This window comes from Colwellia sp. TT2012 (assembly GCF_001440345.1).
Taxonomy (GTDB): domain Bacteria; phylum Pseudomonadota; class Gammaproteobacteria; order Enterobacterales; family Alteromonadaceae; genus Colwellia.
Genome location: NZ_LJYX01000009.1, coordinates 32,245 through 57,690 on the forward strand (window position 1 = coordinate 32,245; position 25,446 = coordinate 57,690).

Annotated in this window: 18 protein-coding genes; 11 read left to right on the forward strand and 7 right to left on the reverse strand. The window is 39.7% G+C overall.

Annotated features, from left to right (window positions below):
- Nucleotides 1-292: 292 nt before the first annotated feature.
- The 4 genes from ASU03_RS06330 to ASU03_RS06345 form a co-directional block, all read right to left on the reverse strand.
- Nucleotides 293-1,177, reverse strand: coding sequence for a LysR family transcriptional regulator (locus ASU03_RS06330; RefSeq protein WP_057831048.1), 885 nt, complete (start codon nucleotides 1,175-1,177; stop codon nucleotides 293-295).
- A gap of 257 nt (nucleotides 1,178-1,434) precedes the next feature.
- Complete coding sequence (locus ASU03_RS06335) at nucleotides 1,435-2,265, reverse strand: sulfite exporter TauE/SafE family protein (RefSeq protein WP_057831049.1); 831 nt, start codon at nucleotides 2,263-2,265, stop codon at nucleotides 1,435-1,437.
- A 164-nt stretch (nucleotides 2,266-2,429) separates the two neighbouring features.
- A complete protein-coding gene (locus ASU03_RS06340) occupies nucleotides 2,430-3,479 on the reverse strand; it encodes a methionine synthase (protein ID WP_057831050.1) in 1,050 nt (349 codons plus the stop codon).
- Nucleotides 3,480-3,520: 41 nt separating this feature from the next.
- The gene (locus ASU03_RS06345) at nucleotides 3,521-4,498 is read right to left on the reverse strand and encodes a DUF1852 domain-containing protein (RefSeq protein ID WP_057831051.1); all 978 of its coding nucleotides are present in this window, start codon (nucleotides 4,496-4,498) and stop codon (nucleotides 3,521-3,523) included.
- A 952-nt stretch (nucleotides 4,499-5,450) separates the two neighbouring features.
- Here ASU03_RS06345 and ASU03_RS06350 point away from each other — a divergent pair.
- Nucleotides 5,451-5,933, forward strand: coding sequence for a low molecular weight protein-tyrosine-phosphatase (locus ASU03_RS06350; RefSeq protein WP_057831052.1), 483 nt, complete (start codon nucleotides 5,451-5,453; stop codon nucleotides 5,931-5,933).
- A 97-nt stretch (nucleotides 5,934-6,030) separates the two neighbouring features.
- On the opposite strand, the gene ASU03_RS06355 is transcribed toward ASU03_RS06350, so the two are convergent.
- A complete protein-coding gene (locus tag ASU03_RS06355) occupies nucleotides 6,031-7,086 on the reverse strand; it encodes a 3-deoxy-7-phosphoheptulonate synthase (protein ID WP_057831053.1) in 1,056 nt (351 codons plus the stop codon).
- Between the two features lie 186 nt (nucleotides 7,087-7,272).
- The gene (gene ppsR / locus ASU03_RS06360; RefSeq protein WP_057831054.1) at nucleotides 7,273-8,082 is read right to left on the reverse strand and encodes a posphoenolpyruvate synthetase regulatory kinase/phosphorylase PpsR; all 810 of its coding nucleotides are present in this window, start codon (nucleotides 8,080-8,082) and stop codon (nucleotides 7,273-7,275) included.
- Between the two features lie 359 nt (nucleotides 8,083-8,441).
- Here ppsR and ppsA point away from each other — a divergent pair, with 359 nt between their 5' ends.
- From ppsA to ASU03_RS06385, 6 genes are all read left to right on the forward strand, one after another.
- Nucleotides 8,442-10,835 (forward strand): phosphoenolpyruvate synthase, encoded by a 2,394-nt coding sequence (gene ppsA / locus ASU03_RS06365; protein WP_057831055.1) that lies wholly within the window; start codon nucleotides 8,442-8,444, stop codon nucleotides 10,833-10,835.
- A gap of 290 nt (nucleotides 10,836-11,125) precedes the next feature.
- Nucleotides 11,126-14,287: a D-2-hydroxyglutarate dehydrogenase YdiJ gene (ydiJ, locus tag ASU03_RS06370; protein WP_057831056.1), complete on the forward strand. Its 3,162-nt coding sequence runs from the start codon at nucleotides 11,126-11,128 to the stop codon at nucleotides 14,285-14,287.
- A 613-nt stretch (nucleotides 14,288-14,900) separates the two neighbouring features.
- Nucleotides 14,901-15,062 carry a hypothetical protein gene (locus tag ASU03_RS21075; RefSeq protein WP_442855131.1) on the forward strand — a complete coding sequence of 54 codons (162 nt, stop codon included), beginning with the start codon at nucleotides 14,901-14,903 and terminating at the stop codon, nucleotides 15,060-15,062.
- A gap of 252 nt (nucleotides 15,063-15,314) precedes the next feature.
- Nucleotides 15,315-16,310, forward strand: a complete 996-nt coding sequence (pheS, locus tag ASU03_RS06375; protein ID WP_057831057.1) for a phenylalanine--tRNA ligase subunit alpha — start codon at nucleotides 15,315-15,317, stop codon at nucleotides 16,308-16,310.
- Between the two features lie 11 nt (nucleotides 16,311-16,321).
- Nucleotides 16,322-18,757, forward strand: coding sequence for a phenylalanine--tRNA ligase subunit beta (gene pheT / locus ASU03_RS06380; RefSeq protein ID WP_057831058.1), 2,436 nt, complete (start codon nucleotides 16,322-16,324; stop codon nucleotides 18,755-18,757).
- Between the two features lie 3 nt (nucleotides 18,758-18,760).
- Entirely contained in the window at nucleotides 18,761-19,054 is a 294-nt protein-coding gene (locus ASU03_RS06385; RefSeq protein WP_057180728.1) for an integration host factor subunit alpha, read from the forward strand.
- A gap of 476 nt (nucleotides 19,055-19,530) precedes the next feature.
- Here the strand turns inward: ASU03_RS06385 and ASU03_RS06390 are convergent, their stop codons facing one another.
- The gene (locus ASU03_RS06390; protein WP_057831059.1) at nucleotides 19,531-20,517 is read right to left on the reverse strand and encodes a sodium:calcium antiporter; all 987 of its coding nucleotides are present in this window, start codon (nucleotides 20,515-20,517) and stop codon (nucleotides 19,531-19,533) included.
- A 221-nt stretch (nucleotides 20,518-20,738) separates the two neighbouring features.
- Between ASU03_RS06390 and ASU03_RS06395 the strand changes: the two genes are divergently transcribed.
- From ASU03_RS06395 to ASU03_RS06410, 4 genes are all read left to right on the forward strand, one after another.
- Nucleotides 20,739-22,550: an ABCB family ABC transporter ATP-binding protein/permease gene (locus ASU03_RS06395; RefSeq protein ID WP_057831060.1), complete on the forward strand. Its 1,812-nt coding sequence runs from the start codon at nucleotides 20,739-20,741 to the stop codon at nucleotides 22,548-22,550.
- Nucleotides 22,551-22,650: 100 nt separating this feature from the next.
- Nucleotides 22,651-23,253: a DUF1415 domain-containing protein gene (locus ASU03_RS06400; RefSeq protein WP_082627178.1), complete on the forward strand. Its 603-nt coding sequence runs from the start codon at nucleotides 22,651-22,653 to the stop codon at nucleotides 23,251-23,253.
- A 539-nt stretch (nucleotides 23,254-23,792) separates the two neighbouring features.
- A complete protein-coding gene (locus tag ASU03_RS06405; RefSeq protein ID WP_057831061.1) occupies nucleotides 23,793-24,479 on the forward strand; it encodes a LysE family translocator in 687 nt (228 codons plus the stop codon).
- 122 nt (nucleotides 24,480-24,601) lie between these two features.
- Entirely contained in the window at nucleotides 24,602-25,429 is an 828-nt protein-coding gene (locus tag ASU03_RS06410; RefSeq protein ID WP_057831062.1) for a hypothetical protein, read from the forward strand.
- Nucleotides 25,430-25,446 lie beyond the last annotated feature (17 nt).

Sequence of the window (25,446 nt, forward strand, 5' to 3'; positions counted from 1 at the left end):
TTTTATTGCTGATTAAATGAGCATAGTTGAGACTTTTTTTTATTTCCATTGGGAGGGGTGTCTTCTATTTATTTTTGGAAGGGGTGTCTTCTATTTAATTTTAAACTGATTTGCTGTTTTCTTGCTGTTGCCATAGTAACCTCAACCTTATTTTATTGCTGATTAAATAAGCATAGTTGAGGTTTTTGTTTATTTCCATTGGAAGGGGTGTCTTCTATTTATTCTTCTATTTATTCTTTAAAAATAAGGTTACCGCTTAACTTGATTGACAAGGTACACCCTCGCCAAGTGATCATTTTGTTTTTTTAGCTCTAGCAATGAAATCGTTTAAGTAGTCAATATGCTGGTCGGTCTTGCGAATACCGACAAAGATCTGTTTACTAATGCCTTTCTCTCCAAAACGAATACTCTTGATAGGCATTGATTTTGAGTACTCATCTACTAGCCAGCCCGGCAAGGCACAAATACCTCGACCAGCGGCGACCATCTGTAACATGATCTCAGTTGTTTCAATGTGTTTGTGTTTCTTTACTGAACACTTTGCTGGATTAAGAAATTGACTAAAAATATCGAGCCTCAGGGGCTCAACAGGGTAAGTAAACAGTACTTCTTCGCTTAGTTGCTCGGGTAAGACAAAATTTTGCTTGGCTAATTTGTGAGACGCAGAAACGACGAGTCTATGTTCATAGGAAAAAACGGGGATGTAGTCTATTTTAGGTTTAAAAAGCGGATCTGGGGTAATAAGTATATCTATTTCGTAGTTAAGTAATGCACCTAAAGCGCCAAACTGGAACTCCTGCTTCACGTCCATATCAATGTCTGGCCACTGCTCTAGATAAGGCTGAATGACTCTAAGTAGCCATTGATAACAAGGATGGCACTCCATTCCTATGCGTAGCGAGCCCATTTCTCCCTTTGCAATCTGATTCAGTAATAATTCCGCGTGTAAAAACTGAGGCAATACTCTATTAGCAAGCGTTTGAATGCGTTCTCCTGCAGCCGTAAGACGCAAATTTCGTCCGTCTTTTTTCCATATTGGAGTAGCAATTTGGCCTTCTAATTTTTTGATACTGTGACTTAACGCAGATTGGGTTAAGTGCAACGAATCAGCAGCTTTAGTCAGAGTTCCATGTTCTTTTATTGCCGTTAGTATTTCTAAATGAATCCTCTCTAACACCGGTTAACTCCTATCTTTAGCTTTAATGATGAACTCATTCATTCGTTCATTGATTGATGAAATTATATCAATCAAACAAGTTTATTTACAATGACAATAGGAATAAATAATTACGACCATACCTTACCTTGGCTTTTGCCAGAGCCGAGCTGCTGGGACATGCTTGAACTGTTGTTTTACGTAAAGACCTAACAACGCAGGCTGCAGTTGCCCCTTGAACTTTTACTGTTCACAGCCCCTATTAACAGCAATAAAACCTATAAGAAAAGTTGCACCAGCATACGTGAACCAGTAAATAGTAAGACGAAGGCAAAGATCTTTTTCAGTTTTACCGCATCTAATTTTGCTGCCAGTGATGCCCCTACAGGTGCGAATAATACCGTTAGCGGCACAATACAAGTGAAGGCAAATAGATTGACCAAGCCAAAGGTACCAGCGGGAGCATCGGTTGGTGTACTGCCCATTATCAACATTATTAGCGCACCCGGCAACGAAATGATTAACCCTATTGCCGCAGCTGTGCCAATGGCCTTGTGGGCGGGGTAGTTATATAGGGTGAGTAGTGGCACCGAGAGTGTGCCGCCGCCGATCCCCACCATAGAACTGAAAAAACCAATGGATACCCCCATAACCGTTTGTCCTGTTCTATTAGGCAGTTTTTGGTACAGAGCGGATTTCCCCGTTCGAAACAGCATGTTTAGTGCCGATAAAACCGCTATTATCCCAAACAACATAGCAAGCATAGACCCTTCAACACGCGTCACTAACCAGCTACCAACCAATACACCCATAAGAATAAATACCGCCCAACGTTTGAGCAGGTCAAAATCTACATTACCTTTTTTATTGTGAGCACGAATTGAACTAATAGACGTTGGTACTATGGTGGCCAGTGAGGTTGCTGTCGCAACTAACATCGCCGACTCTGGTGATACGCCAAAGCTCTGGAACAAGAAAAATAGCACAGGTACGATTACGATACCGCCACCTACGCCTAACAAGCCAGCTAAAATGCCGGCGAATACACCTGTGGCAACCAATGCCAAAATGGTGGCGATATTATTTGTTATAAATTCAATGATATTCATTAACGACTACTTCTATTTTTAAATAACGGCAAAGACCTTACTCTCAATTCAAGGGTACTGCTGTTAATTGTTGTTGAACAGTAAATGGTATGCCTCCCTATGATTTTTAGCCTTCAGTTAAGGCTTACCAATTTAGCTACCCCTACTAAGCATCATTATATGGGTTAGTTACTGGTAGAGAGCTCTCTTCGCACTATTGCTGCGCCTGCAGTTAAAGCCTTTAGCTTGCCTCTTGCCACTTGCTGAGATAAAGGCGCCATGCCACAATTTGTCGAAGGATATAGCTTGTCGGCATCGACATATTTTAGTGCTTTTCGTAGGGTATCTGCGACTTCCTCTGGTGTCTCAATGGTATTGCTTGCGACATCAATGGCACCGACCATCACTTTTTTACCGCGAATAAGTTCAAGTAGCTCCATTGGCACACGAGAGTTATGACATTCTAGCGAGATAATATCGATAGTAGATTTTTGCAGTTTGGGAAACGCTTGTTCATATTGTCGCCACTCAGACCCTAAGGTTTTTTTCCAATCTGTATTGGCTTTTATGCCATAGCCATAGCAAATATGTACCGCCGTTTCACACTTAAGCCCTTCAATTGCTCGCTCTAAACAAGCAATACCCCAATCATTAACCTCATCAAAAAACACATTAAAGGCAGGCTCATCAAATTGGATAATATCAACACCAGCCGCCTCTAACTCTTTGGCTTCTTGATTAAGGATTTTGGCAAATTCCCAGGCGAGTTTTTCGCGACTTTTATAATGATCATCATAAAGCGTATCTATCATCGTCATGGGACCAGGCAGGGCCCATTTTATGGGTTGCTTGGTTTGCTGACGTAAAAACTTGGCATCGTCAACAAAAACTGGCTTTTGGCGACTAACAGGGCCAACGACCGTTGGGACACTTGCCTCATAACGATCACGAATTTTAACGGTCTTACGTTGCTCAAAATCAACACCGTTGAGATGCTCAAGAAACGTAGTAACAAAATGTTGTCGGGTTTGCTCGCCATCACTGACAATATCAAGCCCTGCTTGTTGTTGATCTTGTAATGACAAACGTAACGCATCGTGTTTGCCGGCAATTAATTCATCACCCTGCAATTTCCAAGGTGACCAAAGTGTCTCAGGTTGTGCAAGCCAAGCCGGTTTAGGTAAGCTGCCTGCAGTTGAAGTAGGTAATAATGCTTTAATAATATTAGTTTTCATAAGTGATGATGCCGTAAATTTGGATTGATTTTTGAACCTAGTTATTGAGCGTAGCTAGCAGACCATTGCTCAAGAACAGCTTGATAGGGTTTGATGAAGTGCTCCTCAGTAAATTTTGCCTGCTCATTAGCCAACTGGCCACGCTCTTCTCGATCATAAACAATTTGAGTTAATGAATGATCTAGGTTCTGTAAATTTGGTTGATAGCATTTTCCTGCAACAGCATTGGCATTATAAATCTCAGGTCGGTATATTTTTTGAAAAGTTTCCATCGTGCTGATGGTACTTATAAGCTCAAGACTGGTGTAATCATTAAGTAAATCACCAAAGAAATAAAAAGCCAAAGGCGCAACACTATTTGGTGGCATAAAATAACGAACCTGTAAGCCCATTTTTTTGAAATATTGCTCAGTCAAAGAAGATTCATTTGGCTGGTATTCAACCCCTAATACCGGGTGATTATTTTCAGTTTGATGATAGGTCTTGTTATCTGAAACACTGAGACATATTACCGGTGGCTTATTAAAATTCTGCTTATAAATATTTGAATTGACAAAAGACTGAAAGAGCTTGCCATGCAGTTCGCCAAAGTTATCTGGAATGCTAAATTTTGGCTGATTCTTATTATGAGCCTGCAGTAATACACTAAAATCATAATCTCGTACATAAGAAGAAAAATTATTACCAACAATGCCTGCAATGCGTTGGTTAGTTTTATGATCAACAATATTCGTTTTTAATATTTCAATCGATGGGAAGGTTTGACCACTGCCTTCAATATCTATATCAACCGAAATGATGTCAAGTTCGACCGAGTATCGTTCTCCTTTGGGATTATCCCAATGCGCTAAGGCATTAAACCTATTGTCAATCATCTTTAAGGTGTTGCGTAAGTTCGCTTGGCGGTAGCTTCCTCTGGCCAAATTAGCAAAGTTGGTAGTGATACGTGTATTGTCTGCTGGGTGATAATTTTCATCGAAACAAATGCTCCTAATCGTAAAGGTAAAGTCTTTATTCATGGTGATCCGGTATCCTATTTCTGAGATAAAAGTTGAAGTGAAATCCTGAGATAAAACCTAAATTTATTGCTTACTCTTTCTGGACGTTCCAATCGTCTTTACTGATTTTCTCAGTCAGTAGTATTTACAGTCTTTTTGGGTTTATGCCTAAAGGCTTAATTGAGAACCAACGGCAATATTGTCTAAAGTTAAAAGCAAAGTGTATTTTATACTGGGTTGGTTACATGAATAAAAATGATTTTATTTCATTGAACTATGAGCTGTGTTCATGGATGGTTTTATTGGTAAGTTTGGGAGCATTCTTACCAGTCATTTCGGGGGTATACGATCACACATTGAGCTTAAACTGATTATCGAGCAAGCACCCCGCGATTGAATGTTTTTTAATTTAAATGATTAACTATTAGTACTCTATTATCATGATATAAGCGTTATAGAATAGGAATATAGGGCTAATAATAAATATAAAAAATATAACTCGAATCTTTCAAGCCAATCCAACTTATTCAAAGCTTACAATTCAACTTTTTATTAATTTACTTAACCTGAACTCTGGATAATGAGTGCTTGATGGTTAAGTAAAAACAACAATTTACGATTATTAAGAATAAAATTTACAACATTAGTCGCGATATATATTATCAATGTTTCAATTTATTCGATTATCAAGGCAAAACGTTTATGAATAACGGGTTATTTATCGACGTTTTAACGCTGATAATCAGATAAAGGGGAATATTGAGCAAGTGCTGCTTATCCAGAGTTCAGGTTACTTAGCTATACATTTAATTATAGCAAACTATGTTTTTATTTTATTAATCGGGTTATTATTCAAACTTAGCGTTTTAACTTAGGGTATATATTCCTATAAATATCCCCCAAAACAAAACTACAAGTTGTTGATTTTATTAGAGTGATAATACTCAATAATCAACAGGTAAAGGAAGGTTGAATGACTGGTAAAATGTTGAATTTAAAAGGAATTAACAGTGTTCTTTTCGTCTGTATGGGCAATATTTGCCGCTCGCCCAGTGCTGAGGCCGTTTTTAGACATAAAATGAAAGCGCAAGGCTTAAGTCTGAAAGTCGATTCTGCAGGGACACTGGGTGCTCATGCCAAAGAAAAACCCGACCATCGTGCGCAAAAAGCGGGTATTGCCCGTGGTTATTCTTTTGACGGTATTAAAGCACGTCAGGTGACGGTGCAAGATTTTAGCGATTTTGATCTCATACTAGCGATGGACCATGACAACATTGACGAATTAAAAAAAATAGCACCGCCGGCTATGTTAGGTAAAATACACTTAATGTTAGATTTTGCTGTTGGCCATGAAGAAGAGCAGGTACCCGATCCGTATTATGGTGGCGCTAAAGGTTTTGACTATGTACTCGATTTGGTTGAGGCGGCCAGTGATGGTTTATTAGCAAAAATGTAAACCACCACTAAAAATAAAAAAACCTTGGCCAAAAGCTAAGGTTTTTTATCTAGTTAATAGTTTTTGCTCAGTGGTAGAGCAGGTCAAGCCCTACAGTTTAACTGGCGAAGCGCGTTTTCACCGAATCAGCCAGTAAGGCCAGAATGTCATCACTGACCGTTAAATCAACACAGGCATCGGTAATACTTTGTCCATAGGTTAACGGTATTTCTTTTTTCACCGCTTGTTTGCCCTCAACTAGAAAGCTTTCAATCATCACACCAAAAATACTCTCTTCACCCTGGCTGATTTGCTCAGCAATAGAGCGAGCAACATCTATTTGCTTATTATGGTCTTTATCGCTATTACCGTGGCTACAATCAACCATAATGCTTGGTGATAATGATGCTTTTTCAAGTTGTTGACAGGTTTCTTTAATATCAGCCTTATGATAGTTAGGGACCTTGCCGCCACGTAAAATTACGTGAGCAAACGGATTACCATGGGTTTGGTAAATACACATCTGGCCACTTTTATCCGGCGAATATAAGACATGCGGTACTCTTGACGCCTGAATCGCATCAAGGGCTATCTTAACGTTACCATCAGTGCCATTTTTAAAACCCACTGGGCAAGACAGCGCAGAAGCTAATTCACGGTGAACTTGGCTTTCAGTAGTACGTGCGCCAATAGCGCCCCAACTGATCAGATCTGAAATATACTGACCGGTAACCATATCTAAAAACTCAGTACCAGCCGCGAGTCCTAAGTCATTAATAGCGACTAATAAGCCGCGTGCTAATTTTAGCCCTTTGGCAACGTGAAAAGATTTATCTAAGTCAGGATCACTTATTAAACCTTTCCAGCCCACGGTAGTACGTGGCTTTTCAAAGTAAACACGCATAACAATAAGTAATTCATTTTTATACTTGTCACGTAATACCGTTAGTTTTTTAGCGTAATCAATAGCGGCAGTGGTATCGTGAATAGAGCAAGGGCCGATAATTACCAGTAAACGTTTGTCTTCTCCACGAATAATGGCTTCAATTTCTTTGCGGCTTTGCATAATAAAAGCTGCGGTGGCAGCACTTAGGGGAATTTGTTCAGCAAGCTCAGCGGGAGATGTTAAGTTTTCAATTAGCGTGGTGCGTAGTTCATCGGTTTTAATGGTCATGAAATTCTAATGTTTTTGGTTTTAGTTTGGCTTTAGTTTGGTTCGCAATAGGGCGCGCATAAACTAATTTATGCGCGCTAACATAGCTAAATTAGCCGCTAATGTGAACTGTTATTACTAATAAAAAGCGATAACAGCGATAATATCACCATAAGTTGATATTAGCGTGCTATTAGTTCGCTGAAATTAATATTTGTAACGCTGTAAGCCTGTTTGAGACAGTATTTTAGCGGTTATTTCTTCCACTGAAAACTTGGTGGTATTGATGAAAGGTATCTTTTCATTCTTATAGAGTTTTTCTACTTCTCTGACTTCCATACGACACTGTCTGGCCGACGCATATTTACTGTTAGACATACGACCTTCCCTTATATCCATTAGCCGCTGTGCATTTATGGTTAGGCCAAATAGTTTTTTCTTGAATGGCATTAAAAATACCGGGATTTTTAACTCTTCCATATCATCATCAGTAAAAGGGTAGTTTGCCGCTTTAATACCATATTGCAGTGCTAGATATAACGCGCTTGGTGTTTTACCTGAGCGGGAAACACCGACTAAAATAACATCCGCTTCTTCATAATTATTTATATTAGAACCATCATCATTTGCCAGTGCGTAGTTCACTGCTTCTATCCGATAATCGTAGGTTTTTTCATGAATACTATGAGTTCTATGGGTTTTAGGTTTAGCTTTAAGGGCTAATTCTTGTTCAAGTGGCGCCACGAAAGGTTCTAAAAAATCATAAAGCACAGCATCACAACTCTCAATGATTTCTCGGATATCATTATTAACAAAAGTATGAAAAACCAAGGCCGGTTTGCCTGCACGGCGTGTTGCTTTATCTATACGTATTTTTGCTTCTTGCGCTTTTTCAGTGCTTTCAACAAATGAAATGGTATGGTGCTCAAATTCAGTAGGGAACAGAGACAGCAGTGCATGACCAAAGACTTCAGAAGTGATGGCGGTGCCATCAGAGATGTAAAAAGCTGAACGCATAATTTTATTGTCTTAATTGATAGTGAATTGAATAGTTATTTATTAGTAGTGAATTTATTGTGAAAGCGAGTATGAAAACTTTTAACTTATATTTTATTATGACTTTTATTTACTATAACTGGCAGTGTAGAATGTACTTAACTACAAAAAATACCAAGTCTATCAGGTGGCTTCTCACTCAGTGATAATTAAAAGGCTTTGCGGCAAGGCATTGATTGAAGGTAATGATTATTCTCTTATCAAAATCAATAATGCTGCATGGTAATGCTTTTAAATTTACGAATGAAGCTCTGAGTTGAGAATTAACTTAATAGAATTAGTATGATTAAACAAATTTATTTTTTAATTGGAGAAGTGTCGTGCAAGAAAATGTTCTTTGGTATCAAAACTTAGGCATGAATGATGTTGACCGCGTCGGTGGTAAAAATGCATCACTTGGTGAAATGATTTCGAATCTAGCGAGTGTTGGTGTGCAAGTGCCTACGGGGTTTGCGACCACGTCATTTGCCTTTAATGAGTTTTTAGAGCAAAGCGGAATTAATGAAAAAATTTACCAATTACTGGATGGTTTAGATGTTGACGATGTTAATGCGCTAGCCAAATGTGGCGCTACTATTCGCCAATGGATTATTGACACACCATTTCTCCCGCAAATGCAGCAAGATATTGCCGCGGCTTACGCAAAACTTGCCGGTGATTTCTCTGATGATGCCTCTTTTGCGGTACGTTCTTCAGCCACCGCTGAAGATATGCCGGATGCTTCTTTTGCCGGCCAACAAGAAACCTTCTTAAATGTACGGGGTTTTGACGCGGTAATGGTTGCCATTAAACATGTATTTGCCTCATTGTTTAATAATAGAGCTATTTCATACCGTGTTCACCAGGGTTATGACCATCGTGGCGTGGCACTGTCTGCGGGTATTCAGCGTATGGTGCGTAGTGATATTTCATCCTCAGGGGTGATGTTCTCTATTGATACTGAGTCTGGCTTTGACCAAGTGGTCTTTATTACTTCAAGCTTTGGCTTAGGTGAAATGGTGGTACAAGGGGCAGTAAACCCCGATGAATTTTATGTTCATAAACCAACACTTGCTAAAGGTAAACCTGCGGTAATACGTCGTAATATTGGTAGCAAAGCCATTAAAATGGTGTTCACAGACAGCCAAGAGCATTCAAAGCAAGTTGAAATTGTTGATATTGATGCGGCGGACTCTAACCGTTTTTCATTAACCGATAGCGAAGTTGAAGAGCTAGCTAGACAAGCGGTAATCATTGAGAAACATTATGGTCGTCCAATGGATATTGAATGGGCAAAAGATGGCTTAGATGGCAAGTTATATATTGTACAAGCACGTCCTGAAACGGTTAAGAGTCGTGAAAATGCTAATATCATGGAGCAGTTCCACTTACAAAAAGATGACAATATTACCGTGGTTTGTGAAGGACGCTCAATTGGTCATAAAATAGGCAGTGGTGTAGCGAAAGTATTATCGTCACTGGCTGACATGGATCAAATTTTACCCGGAGATGTGTTAGTTACCGATATGACTGACCCTGATTGGGAGCCTATCATGAAACGCGCCTCAGCGATTGTTACTAATCGCGGTGGTAGAACCTGTCATGCCGCCATTATTGCCCGTGAAATGGGTATTCCTGCGGTAGTGGGTTGTGGTAATGCCACTGAATTGATTAAAACGGGCGATAAGGTAACTGTATCGTGCGCCGAAGGTGATACCGGTTTTATTTATAGTGGCGAATTAGATTATCAGGTGAAAAGATCTGAAATTAATGATATGCCAGAGTTACCGCTTAAAATCATGATGAATGTTGGTAATCCAGACCGAGCTTTTTCTTTTGCTCGTTTACCACATGCGGGTATTGGTTTGGCGCGTTTAGAGTTTATCATCAATAAAATGATTGGTATTCACCCGAAAGCGTTACTTAATTTTGATGAACAGCCGGCTGAGTTACAAGATGAAATTAATGACATTATCGCCGGTTATGACAGTCCGGTTGAGTTTTATATCGCCAAATTGACTGAAGGTATCTCAACCTTAGCGGCGGCATTCTCACCAGAGAAAGTGATAGTGCGCATGTCTGATTTTAAATCAAACGAATACGCTAACCTTGTTGGCGGTGCAGCGTATGAACCGCACGAAGAAAATCCTATGATAGGTTATCGCGGTGCAGCACGTTATATCTCTAAAGATTTCAGAGCGTGTTTTGCCCTGGAATGTGAAGCAATAAAACGTGTTCGTAATGACATGGACTTAACCAATGTTGAAGTGATGATCCCGTTTGTTCGTACCCTAGAAGAAGCGGCCGAGGTTATTGATATTCTGGCTGAAAATGGCTTAAAACGTGGTGAAAATGGTTTACGCGTCATCATGATGTGTGAATTACCATCAAACGCTTTATTAGCCGATCAATTTCTTGATTACTTTGATGGTTTCTCTATTGGTTCAAATGATTTAACGCAATTAACACTGGGTTTAGATAGAGATTCAGGTTTAATCGCTCATTTATTTGATGAGCGTGATCCAGCGATAAAAATGTTGTTATCTATGGCCATTAAAGCCTGTAAAAAACGCGGTAAATACGTGGGTATCTGTGGTCAAGGACCTTCAGATCATGAAGACTTTGCTGCTTGGTTAGTGGAGCAGGGCATCGATAGTATTTCGTTAAACCCTGATACCGTATTACCAACCTGGTTATACCTTGCGGAACAATTAGCCAATAAAGCTAAAAGTTAGCTTTAGCTGAGTAAAAATAATTAGAAATAAGCGGCTTACTCGGGTTACTGGGTAAGTCGCTTTTTTATGTTACTTTTTAAGGCTTACCTTTGCTGTTGTTTCAATAAGCGCTAACTTCGTAATGTTAATCAAAAGCTTAATAATAAGATAAATACTTATTGCATAAAGTATACAAAACTATTCATTTTAGTTGCCATATATTGAATATAGGGTCGTTTTTAGGGTAAAAATCCATTTCTTCCATGATATACTCAGTCCACTGTCCTGTTTAATTTTAAAGTTAAGTCGTTATGCTTCCCCATATTAGTCATCAACATCATCTTCCGCCCTTATATGACGAGTTTATCCGTTCATTAAAAGGTGATAATTTTACTGGTGATATTAATGCCAGTTACAGCGCTCGCTTAGCTGTCGCAACCGATAACAGTATTTATCAGCAGTTACCGCAACTTGTTATTCACCCGCGCACAACAGCCGATATTGTTTTATTGGCCAAAACAGCCAGTAATGAGCAATACCTGACTATTAAATTCAGTGCTCGTGGTGGTGGTACTGGTACTAACGGGCAAAGTTTAACCCCAGGTGTGGTGGTTGATTTATCTAAATACATGAATAAGGTGTTAGAGATAAATGTTGAGGAAAAGTGGGTCCGTGTTGAAGCCGGTGTCATTAAAGATCAACTGAATGATTATTTACGCCCTTATGGCTTTTTCTTTGCCCCTGATTTATCTACCTCAAATCGCGCTACCGTAGGCGGTATGATCAATACCGATGCTTCAGGACAAGGCTCGTTAGTTTATGGGAAAACGTCAAACCATGTTTTATCGCTTGAGTCGGTATTAGCTAATGGCGAGGAATTTAATACGGAGCCGATGGATTTAGCGCAAGCACAGGACTTAGCTGGATTGGAAAGTAGTCATGGCCAGACTTATGCTAAAATAATGGCGCAAGTACTTGAGTCATGTATTGAAAATCGTGCCTTGGTGTTAGAGAAGTTTCCCCGCTTAAATCGTTTTTTAACCGGTTATGATTTAGAACATGTGTTAACGGCCAATGATGACGGCGATATTATTGGCGTTGATTTATCACGCTTGATCACCGGCTCCGAAGGCTCATTGGCTTTTGTCTGTTCAGCCAAGCTAAACATTAATGTTATCCGTGTTGCTAAAACACTCATTAATATAAAATACGACAGTTTTGATTCGGCCTTGCGTCACTCCCCAGCCTTGGTTAAAGCCAAGGCAACTTCGGTTGAAACTATAGATTCACGGGTATTGGATCTGGCTAAGCAAGACATCGTTTGGCATAGTGTTCGTGATTTAATCACCGATGTGCCAGGAAAAGTGATGGATGGCATTAATATCGTTGAATATAACGGCGATAGCATTGCCGATTTAGCCGAACAGGTTAGTGAGCTTACCTCGGTATTGGATGATTTGATTGCTCAAGGTGACAGTTCTGATAGCGCTTTATCAGGTAATTGTGGCGTAATTGGTTATCAAGTGACTTCTGATCTTGGCAGTATTAATAAAATTTATGCCATGCGTAAAAAAGCGGTTGGTCTATTAGGTAAAACCGCCGGTAGTCAAAAACCTCTTGCCTTTGCCGAAGATACGGCCGTGCCGCCAGAAAATCTTGCCGATTATATTGTTGAATTTCGCGCGCTACTCGATGGCTATAAATTAAATTATGGCATGTTTGGTCATGTCGATGCGGGAGTGTTACATGTGCGTCCAGCACTTGATATGTGTGACCCAGAGCAAGAAAAGCTCTTACGGATCATATCTGATAAAGTGGTTAAATTAACGGCCAAATATGGTGGTTTGATGTGGGGCGAACACGGTAGAGGTTACCGCTCTGAATATGGGCCAGAATTTTTTGGCGATAAATTATTTACTGAGCTGAGAAAAATTAAAGCGGTTTTTGATCCACATAATAAAATGAATCCAGGTAAAATTTGTACGCCATTTGCTTCTAATGAGCAATTAGTTAGTGTAGATGATACCAAACGTGGCTTCTTTGATAGACAAATTCCAGTCACGGTTAAAGAGTCATTTACCGCTGCCATGGACTGTAATGGTAATGGTTTATGTTTTAATTATGATGCCGATAGTACCATGTGTCCGTCGAGCAAAATTACTGGCGATAGACGACATTCACCTAAAGGTCGTGCTGGCTTAATGCGTGAATGGTTACGTTTATTAGAGAAACAAGGTGTTGATATTCTTGCCCTGGAAGACAATATTAATCGCTCGAAAAGTTTTTGGTCGATAAAAGAGATACTGAGTAGTGCCGCGGAAAAATTGCGCATTAATTTCATCAGTAAACCACAGCAAGATGACAACGGTAATGGCGATTTTTCCCATGAAGTAATGGACGCCATGCAAGGCTGTTTAGCCTGTAAAGCCTGTGCCAGTCAATGTCCGGTAAAAGTAGATGTACCTGACTTTAGGTCGCGTTTTATCAATATATATTATTCACGTTACGCTAGACCCTTAAAAGATCACTTGGTTGCTAACGTGGAAATACTTGCGCCGCTAATGGCCAAAGTACCAAGAATTGTTAATGCGGTCCTTAATAGTAAAGCTTATGAGATGCTCTCAGCGAAAACTATAGGCTATGTTAATACGCCGTTGTTGTCGGTACCCACCTTGAAAAAACAAGTGCATAAAGCCGGTTTTTCAGGTTTTGACTTAGCTAAGTTACAAGCGTTAACCCCAGTACAACGTAAAAATCATGTACTGATAGTACAAGACCCGTTCACCTCATTTTACGATGCCAATACGGTACAAAGTATGATGAGCTTGATTAAAAAACTGGGCTTAGAGCCAATATTATTGCCTTTTAAACCCAATGGTAAAGCGCAACATGTCAAAGGCTTTTTAGCGCGTTTCGCTAAAACGGCAAAATCAAGCAGTGAGTTTTTAAATCAACTTAGCAAGCTTAATATCCCAATGCTGGGCATGGATGCGTCCATGGTGCTGTGTTATCGCGATGAATACACTAAAACCTTGCAAGAAAAACGCGGCGATTTTTCGGTGTTACTGGCTCATGAATGGTTATTAGACTTTATTAAGCAAGATAGTACTTTTAAATCGACATTGCTCTCAACTGAGCGCTCAAAAGGTAAGCCTTTCAAACTGTTTGCTCATTGCACCGAGAAAACGGCCTTAGTCAACAGTGAAAATGAATGGCAAAGCATTTTTGCCCATTTTGGTTTAGCCTTAGAAAAAGTGAGTGTGGGTTGCTGTGGTATGGCCGGGACTTATGGTCATGAAAAAGTCAACTTTGAGAACTCTAAAGGTATATATGAGTTAAGTTGGCAAACTAAAGTAGAGGCTTTAGATAGCGAGCAAATATTAGTAACCGGTTTTTCATGTCGTTCGCAAGTGAAGCGTTTTAGCGCGTTAAAAGCTAGACATCCGGTAGCTGCAATACTTGCCGCTATGTAAAAAAAAGCCGATAGATAGCTAGATAAGCGACATTATACACTTAAGGAGTTGAATCAAGGCACAAGAAACCTCGTTAGCAACGGCGTAAATCAATGATGGCTTCTCTCGTTATACATTTGTTATGTCCCATCGAATGAAAGACAAGTGGCAAGCAGTAACCTTGGTGAAAGTGCTACGGGAGTTGGCATGATGTTTGTTTTCTAAAGGCTGGTCTGCTAACGTTTGCTCACTGTTTCCTAAAAGATAGTCACTTTGTCTGATCGGTACTTAATGTTATTACTAAAAATCTCTATGGCTATTGGGCTATGCCTATTACTGCTAGGGATTTATTTGCATTTGTTCAGTGCTTATACCCGTTACCATTCAAAGTGCTCGATTTCAGTGGGAATTAAAAGGACTTTAGGCAAGGGAAATAATTGAAGCATAGTCATTCTATGGTTTAATTATTTAACGCGGTATAAAGTCATTTTAAACCCATCGAAGAAGCGTTTGAGCAACATCACTTCATCGTTGTTGTAACTCATAATGGAACAACCATTATTTCATCACAGCGCCTTGAATTGAAATTTCTCAAGCACTCTGAAACATGCATCTTGAATGGTAACGGGTATATATGACCTCACTGGGGGTGACCGGTATTCTCATTAGCGCCACATGTTTCGCCTTTGGTATGGTTTTTTCCTTGCCCACTAAAATGTATTTGACCTTTATCTTAATGAAGCGAGAAGCGGAAAAAAACGCTGAGGCCGCTAAGGAAAACAAGGAAAACTCCTAAATAGCGACTTATAACCGTCACTATTTACTCAGCAGGTAAAAGTGTTTTTGCGTCTGTAGCGCATAAATATACTATTTATAACCTTTAATCATGAAAAATCCGCTTTTTCTCCTACCTAATAACTGATTTTCGTGTAAAATCAATCGCATTTTTATTATATGAATTAGTCTATTGGTAAATACTTTACCTCGCTGGCCTTTTCATAAGAATGCTAATTAAAGTCGTTTATCTACCCCCGTTTTAGAGGAAATCATGAGCTTAGACACCACCACTATAGATGCTATTGTTGCGGAGGCAGAAATTGCCATTGCGGCAGCGTCAGATCCAACTGCACTTGATCAAGTGCGCGTTCACTTTTTAGGGAAGAAAGGTTCATTCACCGAGCAGATGAAAGGCTTAGGTAAATTACCTAAAGAAGAAAAGCCTAAAATGGGACAAGTAATTAATACGGCTAAACAAGCTGTACTTAAATTACTTAACGACCGTGGTGAATTATTACGTGCCCAAGAGATTAAAGAAAAACTAGCGGCAGAGTCTATCGATGTCACTTTACCAGGTCGCGGTACAAAAATAGGTGGCTTACATCCAGTAACGCGCACTATTGCCCGTATTGAAAGCTTCTTTGGTGATTTAGGTTTTGAAGTTAAAGTCGGTCCAGAAGTTGAAGATGATTATCACAACTTCGATGCCTTAAATATTCCAGAGCATCATCCGGCCCGTCAAGATCATGATACTTTCTATTTCAATCCAAAATTAGTATTACGTACGCAAACATCCGGTGTACAAATTCGTACCATGGAAGTTGAAAAGCCGCCACTACGCATTATCTCTCCAGGTAAAGTGTACCGTAATGATTATGACCAAACACATACACCAATGTTTCATCAAGTAGAAGGCTTGATGGTCGATAAAGACGTTAGCTTTACTCACCTTAAAGGCATTTTGCATGACTTCTTGCATCACTTCTTTGAAGAAGAGGTAGAAATTCGTTTCCGTCCTTCATATTTCCCCTTCACTGAACCTTCTGCTGAAGTAGATATCATGGGTAAAAATGGTAAATGGTTAGAAGTATTAGGTTGTGGCATGGTACACCCAAATGTTTTACGTAGTGTTGGTATCGACCCAGAAGTTTATACCGGCTTTGCTTTTGGTATGGGGGTTGAACGTCTAACGATGTTGCGTTATGGCGTAAATGATTTACGTGCATTCTTTGAAAACGATCTTCGTTTCTTAAAACAGTTCAAGTAGGAAAACTCATAATGAAATTTAGTGAATCTTGGTTACGTGAGTGGGTTAATCCTGCACTTTCTTCTGATGAATTAGCGCATCAAATTACCATGGCCGGTCTAGAGGTTGACAGTGTTGACCCAGTAGCGGGCGAGTTTAGTGGTGTTATTATTGGTGAAGTGGTTGAATGTGGCCCACATCCTGATGCGGATAAGTTGCAAGTAACAAAAATCAGTTTAGGCGATTACAGCTCTGCTACCGTAGAAAAAGGCGAGTTGATTGCTATCGTCTGTGGTGCTAAAAACTGTCGTAAAGGCTTAAAAGTTGCGGTGGCAACAGTCGGCGCGGTACTGCCAGGCGATTTTAACATTAAGCAAGCAAAATTACGCGGTGTTGCCTCTTTTGGTATGTTGTGTAGTGAGTCTGAAATTGGTTTAGCCGATGACTCAGCGGGCATTATGGAATTAGCCCATGATGCACCAGTAGGTACCTGTGTTCGTGAATATTTAGATTTAAATGACGTTACCATTGACGTTGATTTAACGGCTAACCGTGGTGATTGCTTAGGCATTAAAGGTTTAGCCCGTGAAGTCGGTGTGTTGAACTCTTTAGCCGTTACTGAGCCAACCATTAGCGCGGTAGTGCCAACGATTGATGATGTGCTGACTATCAATGTTGAAGCGAAGCAAGCCTGTCCTCGTTACTTAGGCCGTGTTATCAAAGGCATTAACCCAAAAGCAACAACGCCACTGTGGATGGTGGAAAAACTTCGCCGTTGTGGTACCCGCTCAATCGACCCTGTTGTTGATGTCACCAACTATATATTGCTTGAATTGGGTCACCCAATGCATGCGTTTGATTTAGCCAAACTAGACGGCGGCGTTAATGCCACAGTAACCGTCCGTTTCGCTAATAAAGACGAAAAGCTAACCTTATTAGATGAGAAGGAAGTTACGCTAAAAGAAGGCACTTTAGTGATTGCCGATGACAGTAAGGCATTAGCCATGGCTGGTATCTTTGGTGGTCTTGACTCAGGTGTTACCAGTAACACTACCGATATCTTTTTAGAAAGTGCCTTTTTTGCACCGCTAGCTATCTTAGGTAAAGCACGTCAATACGGTTTGCATACCGACTCTTCCCATCGTTATGAACGTGGTATCGACCCAACGTTACAGCATGATGCCATAGAGCGTGCCACCGAGTTATTACTCAGTATTGTTGGTGGTCAAGCCGGTCCAGTGGTAGAAGCTAAATCTGAGGCTGACATTCCGCAAACAAAAGACGTAAGTTTACGTCGTGAAAAGTTAGATAGCCGTATTGGTCATCACATTGATGATGAGCAAGTTAGCGAAATTCTTACCCGTTTTGGTTTTACTGTTAGCACAACGGGTGAAGGTGTTGCTAGGGTGTGGCAAGTGATTGTGCCCGCTTACCGTTTTGATATTAAAATTGAAGTCGATTTAATAGAAGAAGTTGCCCGCATCTATGGTTATAACAATATCCCCAATGTTGCGCCAAAAGCAATGTTGAAAATGCGTGAGCAAAAAGAAGCCAAGCTTTCTTTAATGAACCTAAAACTAGTCTTAGTCAATCGTGATTATCAAGAAGCGATTACCTACAGTTTTGTTGACCCGAAAGTACAAACATTATTACATCCAGGGGCCGAGGTGATGACGTTACCACACCCTATTTCTTCTGAAATGTCGGTAATGCGCTTAAGTTTATGGACGGGTTTGTTACAGTCTATGGTTTATAACCAAAACCGTCAGCAAGGTCGCGTGCGTTTATTTGAAGCAGGTTTGCGTTTTGTGCCCGATGAAAGTGTTGAAAACGGTGTTCGTCAGCAAAACATGTTAGCCGGTGTTATCGGTGGTCTTCGTGTTGATGAACATTGGAGCATGGAAAAAGCAGCCAGCGACTTTTATGATATTAAAGGTGATGTTGAAGCTTTATTAGCACTTACGGGTGATGCTCAAGCTTATGAGTTTTCAAAAGCTGAGGTTGAGGCCTTACATCCAGGTCAAACCGCACAAATTACTAAGAATGGTGTTTTGGTAGGTCATGTTGGAACCTTACACCCTGAATTAGAAAGAAAATTAGGCTTGAACGGCCGTACTTTAGTTTTCGAGCTATTATTATCAGAAGTACTGGTGCAAAAAATTCCTGAAGCCAGCGACATATCTCGCTTTCCTGCCAATCGTCGCGACCTAGCGATAGTGGTTAAAGAAGACGTTGATGCAAAAAAAGTGTTACAACTTATTGAAAAGGTTGGCGGAAATTATTTAATTGATCTAAACTTATTCGATGTATACCAAGGTCAAGGAATTGAAGATGGTTATAAGAGTTTAGCCATCACCTTAGTATTACAAGATACCAGTAAAACTCTTGAAGAAAAAGACATCACCGATGTTATCGATAGAGTTGTTGAAACCTTAAAAACAGAGTTAAATGCATCACTGAGGGACTAAGCAATGGCGCTTACAAAAGCAGAAGTAGCAGAACATTTATTTGAAAAAGTTGGGCTGAGCAAGCGTGACGCAAAAGATATGGTTGAAATATTTTTTGAAGAGATTCGCGAGACCTTAGAAAGTGGCGATCAAGTCAAACTTTCGGGTTTTGGTAATTTCGACTTGCGACAAAAAAGCGAACGCCCTGGCCGTAATCCTAAAACTGGTGAAGATATTCCAATTTCTGCCCGTAAAGTCGTTACCTTTAGACCAGGTCAGAAACTGAAAAGCCGTGTAGAAGCAGGAAATAGCAAATAATCTAGTGACTAATACACGGAATGTATGTTTGGCTAGTTTAAGCTGAGCGAGCTTTGTTGCTCGCTGTTTCTGCTTTGTTTTGAGCGAAATTCAGTAGATACTGAGCCAAAACGGTAGCTAACAACTAATACCGAATAAAGAATAAAGAATAAAACCCGCATTAGCGAAAGCTGATGCGGGTTTTTTATGTTTAACGTGCTCTGTTTAAAATATACTCAGTCTTTATTCGCGATATTTTTACCGGTAAGTATTCATGCACAGCTATTAATCACGGTTTAGGTTAATACGCTCGTGTGCTCTGAAATTTGCGACCTTTACTTTTACGGCTACTCTGGTGTCCATTTATTTAATTAAGGCTTTAGCGTCGCTAATAGAAAGGCTCAGAGTGGTATTTTTCGTCCATGCAGTGTTGCCATCGTTAAATGCCCATTGAGGCAACTTTTCAGCGAGGGAAAAACTTACCGTGTGGTTATCTGTTATTGGTAGATAGCTAATACGGTATAAACACCATAAATAAGCAGCAATAACAATGCCGTTATTCTGCTTATTTTTTCTTTCGGCACCAGCCAAAAGCTTATGGCGAGCAGCGCCGCTGCTAATATATTAAAGAACACTGCTTGGTTGAGAGAAAAGTCTAGTGGTACCGGTTGTATGGTGGCGGTAATACTTAGGGTAAAAAATATGTTGAAGATATTTGAACCGATAATATTCCCTAAAATAAGTGCGGTGCTTTTTGTACGTAGTGCCACCAAACTGGCAATTAATTCTGGTATTGAAGTGCCAGGTCCAACAATCAATAAACCGATTAAACGGTTGGATAAACCTAGCAGGTGAGCAATTTTCTCTGCCGAGTTTACGATTAATTCGCCACCAAAAACTAAGCCGATTAAGCCGGCGATAATGTAGGAAAAAGCTTTAAAGGAAGACGACGGAGCATCGCTTTGTATTGCTTGATGATGGTGTTTATGTAGTGGTTGTTTATGGGGCGCGCCTTGTTTGACTTCCAGTAAAGTGTAATAAACATAAATACAAAAAAAACATAAGAAAATTAATGCGTGGCTCATCATCAGCTGATGATAGTCTATATGATCTAAATAGAGTTGATTGCCACAGACAGCTATCATGAACGCGGCCATTAAGTTGTAGGGGGCATCTTTAATTCTGACATTGTTATTGATAATTAGCTGGCCAGATAATCCGAGTAAACCTAAGGTGACACAGGTATTAAATAAATTACTACCCAAAATGTTAGCCATCGCTAGCTCGGTATTTCCTTCAAGGGCTGCTTGAATATTAACGGCAAACTCTGGCAGGGAGGTACCAAAGCCGATAATAAAAGCCCCGATAATGAATTCTGGAATGGCAAAACGTTTGGCAATGCTAATAGCACCAGTGACAAGGATTTGTGCTGAGAAAACAGCTAATATAATGGCGACAATTAATATACCGGCTTGCATTAACATTTCTATTCCTTAGAAAATCATTATGGATGTTTTGTGACGTTATTTTGAACGTACTCGTAGTTGAGGGATAACGTATTTTTAATATTTGAATTCTAAGGAAAAAATCCCTATAAAAGCAAGAAATATTACATAATAGGTAGGTTATATTGCCTTTATATTTTATCATAGCTTTTTCTTTTATAAGCTTTTCATACATTAGCTTTTCTTTCATAAGGTAGTCTATGCGCCCCTCTAGTTATCCCGACCAAGAAGTCCGCTCTATTAACTGGCAAGCTTTTAAACTGATTTTACCTTACTTGTTTGAGTATAAAAAACGCATCGCCTTCGCTATGTTGTGTCTAATATTCACTAAAATTGCCAGTGTTTATTTACCTTTTATCCTCAAAGATATTGTTGATAGCTTAGATGCTAATAACACCGATAAGCAAAACTCTGCCCTGATGATTGTGCCTCTAGCCTTAGTTGCCACCTATGGGGTAGTACGCTTTTCGATAGTGGTCTTTGCTGAGATCAGAGATACATTATTTGGCCGGGTTACTGAGCGCGCTATTCGGCGCATAGGTTTAAAGGTATTTCGCCACCTTCATGCGCTTGATTTAGATTTTCACTTAAATAGACAAACGGGTGGTTTATCCAGAGATATCGAGCGGGGCACCACCGGCATCAATTTTTTAATGCGCTTTATGGTGTTTAATATTGTGCCGACCCTACTTGAAATCGTTATGGTGGTGACTATTCTCTTTGTTAATTACGGCATATGGTTTGCTGTAATTACCTTATCTTCGATTATTAGCTATATCGCCTTTTCTGTTTACGTCACTGAGCTGCGTACACGTTATGTCCGCGCGGCAAATCAAGCAGACTCATCAAGCAATACCCGCGCTATTGATAGTTTACTGAATTACGAAACGGTAAAATATTTCACTAATGAAGAGTATGAAGCGCAGGCGTATGATGAGCATCTGTCAATTTGGGAGCAGGCTAAAATTAAAAACCGTTTATCATTGTTTGCCCTTAACGGTGGGCAAGCGTTGATTATAGCCTTTGCCATAACGGCTATGTTGGCCTTGGCTGCCAAGGAAGTAGCTGCTGGCGTGATGACTTTAGGTGATTTTGTCTTGATTAATGCCTTTATGATGCAATTATTTATACCACTAAATTTTTTAGGCTTTGTCTATCGTGAGATCAAGGGTTCTTTGGCTAACATTGAAAATTTGTTTGGTTTACTCGCTAAAAAAGCCAAGGTACAAGATGTTCCACAAGCTCCCGCGTTAAGCTTGGCCGAGCTAGGGGATAGTACCACCAGTCAAGCCAGTATCGTCTTTGATAATATTGCTTTTGCCTATAATGAAAAGCGGCCGATCATTAAAGGTATTTCATTTGAAATCAAAGCGGGAGAAAAAGTCGCCGTGGTGGGACAAAGTGGCTCGGGTAAATCAACCTTAGTGAAATTATTGTTTCGTTTTTATGATGTTGACTCAGGCGTTATTCGCATTAATGGCCAAGATATTAGTCAAGTGAGCCAACATTCACTGCGTGCTCATATTGGTATTGTGCCGCAAGACACGGTACTTTTTAACGATACTTTATTTAATAATGTGCAATATGGCTGTCCAACGGCAAGTAAAGAGCAGGTATTAAAAGCCATTGAACTCGCACATTTATCGGAATTTATCGCCAGTTTACCCGATGGTTTAGCAACAAGGGTGGGCGAGCGTGGTTTAAAACTTTCCGGTGGTGAAAAACAGCGGGTCGCTATTGCGCGTACCATTTTGAAAAACCCACAAATATTGGTTTTCGATGAGGCAACTTCATCCCTTGATAGTCAGTCCGAGCAAGCCATCTTAACGGCCATTAATGAAGTGGCAAAGAATCGTACCAGTTTAGTGATTGCCCATCGACTATCAACCATAGTTGATAGCGATAACATAATTGTGATGAGTCATGGTGAAATAGTAGAGCAGGGCAATCATCAACAATTACTCGCTCTGCAAGGGCAATACAGTAAAATGTGGCAGTTACAGCAATCGTAGAGTCAGGCAGTTATGAACAAAAAATTCATTCAAAAATTACTCGCTCTGCAAGGGCAATACAGTAAAATGTGGCAGTTACAGCAATCTTAGAGTTTCCGTTATGAATAAAGAAGATAAAGAAAGCACAGCGCAGAAAAAAACACCTGAGCAAGGATCAGCAGCCGTGAATGCCACTAAACAGTGGTTAGATGAAATTATCATCGGCTTAAATTTTTGTCCCTTTGCTAAAAAAGAATTTGTTAATAATAGCATTCGTTACCATCAGTCGACGCTTGAGCAAGTTAAGCCCGCACTAGAAGAGTTACTAGAGCAATGTCAGTATTTGCAGAAACATGATGATATTGAAACCACTTTAATTATCTATAGTGATGGTTTTCGTGGCTTTGACCGTTATCTTGATCTGGTTGACTATGCTAATGATTTACTGATTGATTCAGGTTTTGAAGGCATATTTCAACTAGCAACTATGCATCCAGAATATTGTTTTGCCGATGATGATTTTGATGCCGCCAGTAATTTCACCAATCGCTCTCCTTATCCTATGCTTCATATAATTCGTGAAGCAAGTATGGCAAAAGTGCTTGCTCTATATAAGGAACCAGAAAAAATACCTGAAAATAATATCGCCTTAGCAGAGCAAAAGGGTAGTGCTTTTTTTCAAAATGTTTTGAGCCGTATTCATCAAAAACACCAGCCAAAATAGTCCTTTTAAAACCTTATCAAATACTTGGTGATAAAGTCGTTATACCCGTAACCATTCAAGATGCATGTTTCAGAGTGCTTGAGCAATTTCAATTCAAGGCGCTGTGATGAAATAATGGTTGTTCAGGAGAATATGCTCCTGCATTCTCTAACAAGCTGCATCCATGCAGCGTCATTATGAGTTACAGCAACGATGAAGTGATGTTGCTCAAACGCTTCTTCGATGGGTTTAAAATGACTTTATACCGCGTTAAATAATTAAACCATAGAATGACTATGCTTCAATGATTTACCTTGCCTAAAGTCATTTTAATTCCCACTGAAATCGAGCACTTTGAATGGTAACGGGTATAAGTAAACTCTTTCTTGATAATTATTCAAGACGGAAGATACTCTTAGTAGTTAGTAGTTAGTAGTTAGTAGTTAGTAGTTAGTAGTTAATTGCTTACAGAAGGCATTGATACTTTTACTGGGCTTAGGTCGCTTTATTTGCTTTCTTAGGTAAAATGACACACGTTTCATTAAACTCCTCGAGGTAATATGCCTGCTTTAGAACAGTTTTTACTCATTGCTATGGTACATTTTCTGGCTGTAGCAAGTCCTGGCCCCGACTTTGCGCTTATATTAAAGCAGAGTATCCGTTATAACCGACGTATCGCTGTCTACACTAGTTTTGGTATCGCCGCAGGCATTATTGTCCATGTGACTTATTCATTGGTGGGTATAGGGCTATTAATTGCTAGTGATGAGCGTTTATTTACCGCATTAAAATATCTAGCGGCTAGTTATTTTTGTTATATAGCATGGCATTGCCTTAGGTCGAAGAAGCCTGATAATGAGTTAGTAGCATCAACAGGTAAAGCGACTGATAAAATTATGCTTTCACCTAGTGGTACAGCAAAAACCGATGCGGATAGCCATTGTCCATCGGCTAAAAGCGCCTTTCTTAATGGTTTTTTAATCAATGCTTTAAATGTCAAAGCAACATTGTTTTTTGTCAGTTTGTTTTCAGTGGTCATTGCCCCTGAAACAATGTTAAGTATTAAAATTGCCTATGGTGCTTATCTAGTTGTGGCTACAGCAGCATGGTTTTGCTTCCTCTCTTATATACTTACGCAAGAAAGAGTTAGTTATGTCTTACAACGTAAAGGTTATATTCTTGATCGTGTTATGGGGTTGATTTTATTGGCACTAGCCATTCAGCTCGTATTAAGTGATCTTCAATAAGCTATTGTATGCACTCAGTTTACCGCTTAAATCTGTCGTTTATTTACGCCATGAGCAATCTGTTGGTATTTCCAGTATAATAGTGCACAAATTCTAGTATTAATGTATTAAAAGGGTTAGCTTTGCCAGAAAAAAATATAATTGCATCCATTGGTGGTAGTCTTGAGCGCGCAGTAAAAGGCGAATACTCAATTGATGTGAAAGCTGTGCTTAGTGAAGCGTGGCAGCAAACTTTAAAGTCGAGAATGTCGATTAATCTAGCGCTGTTTTTTGTGTTGATTTTTGGCATGATAGTGTCGTATATTGCCAGTAGTTTCTTTGGTGGTATCGAACAGGTTATCGCCGACCCGCAGTCGATGCAGTTGCTCAATGTCATTGTTACTATGGCTGTTTGGCCATTTATCGCCGGCATTGAAATGATGGGCGTGTACCACGCCGTTAATAAACCAACCCAGAGCAAAATGGTGCTATCTTTCTTACATCGCGGTAGTTGGGTAGCGCTCTGTGCGTTGTTAACCTCTATTCTCATCAGTATTGGCTTTCAATTACTCCTCATTCCTGGGGTGTTGTTAGGCGTATTATTGTCATTAACCATACCTTTAGTGGTCGAAAAAAAGCTAACACCAATGCAAGCTATTATTCTCTCGGTCAAAGCATTACGTTTTAAAATTATGCCTTTGTTCGTTATTTATTTAGTGCTATTTATGTCATTAATCTTTCTGCTCGTTCCCATCGTTTTATTAATGGAGTCGAGCTTGGCCCCCCTCGCTATTATGGTATTTTTATTTGGTTTATCTTATTTAGCACCCTGGTATTACAACGTTAAAGGCGTATTGTACCGGGAAATATTTGGCGTCTATACCGACGACAGTGGCTCTGCGAGCGACTTAGGTAAGCCTACGACTAAAGACACTGGTCATAATGGCTCAGATGATACTTTTTCTGCTTAATTTTTATCATAAATAAG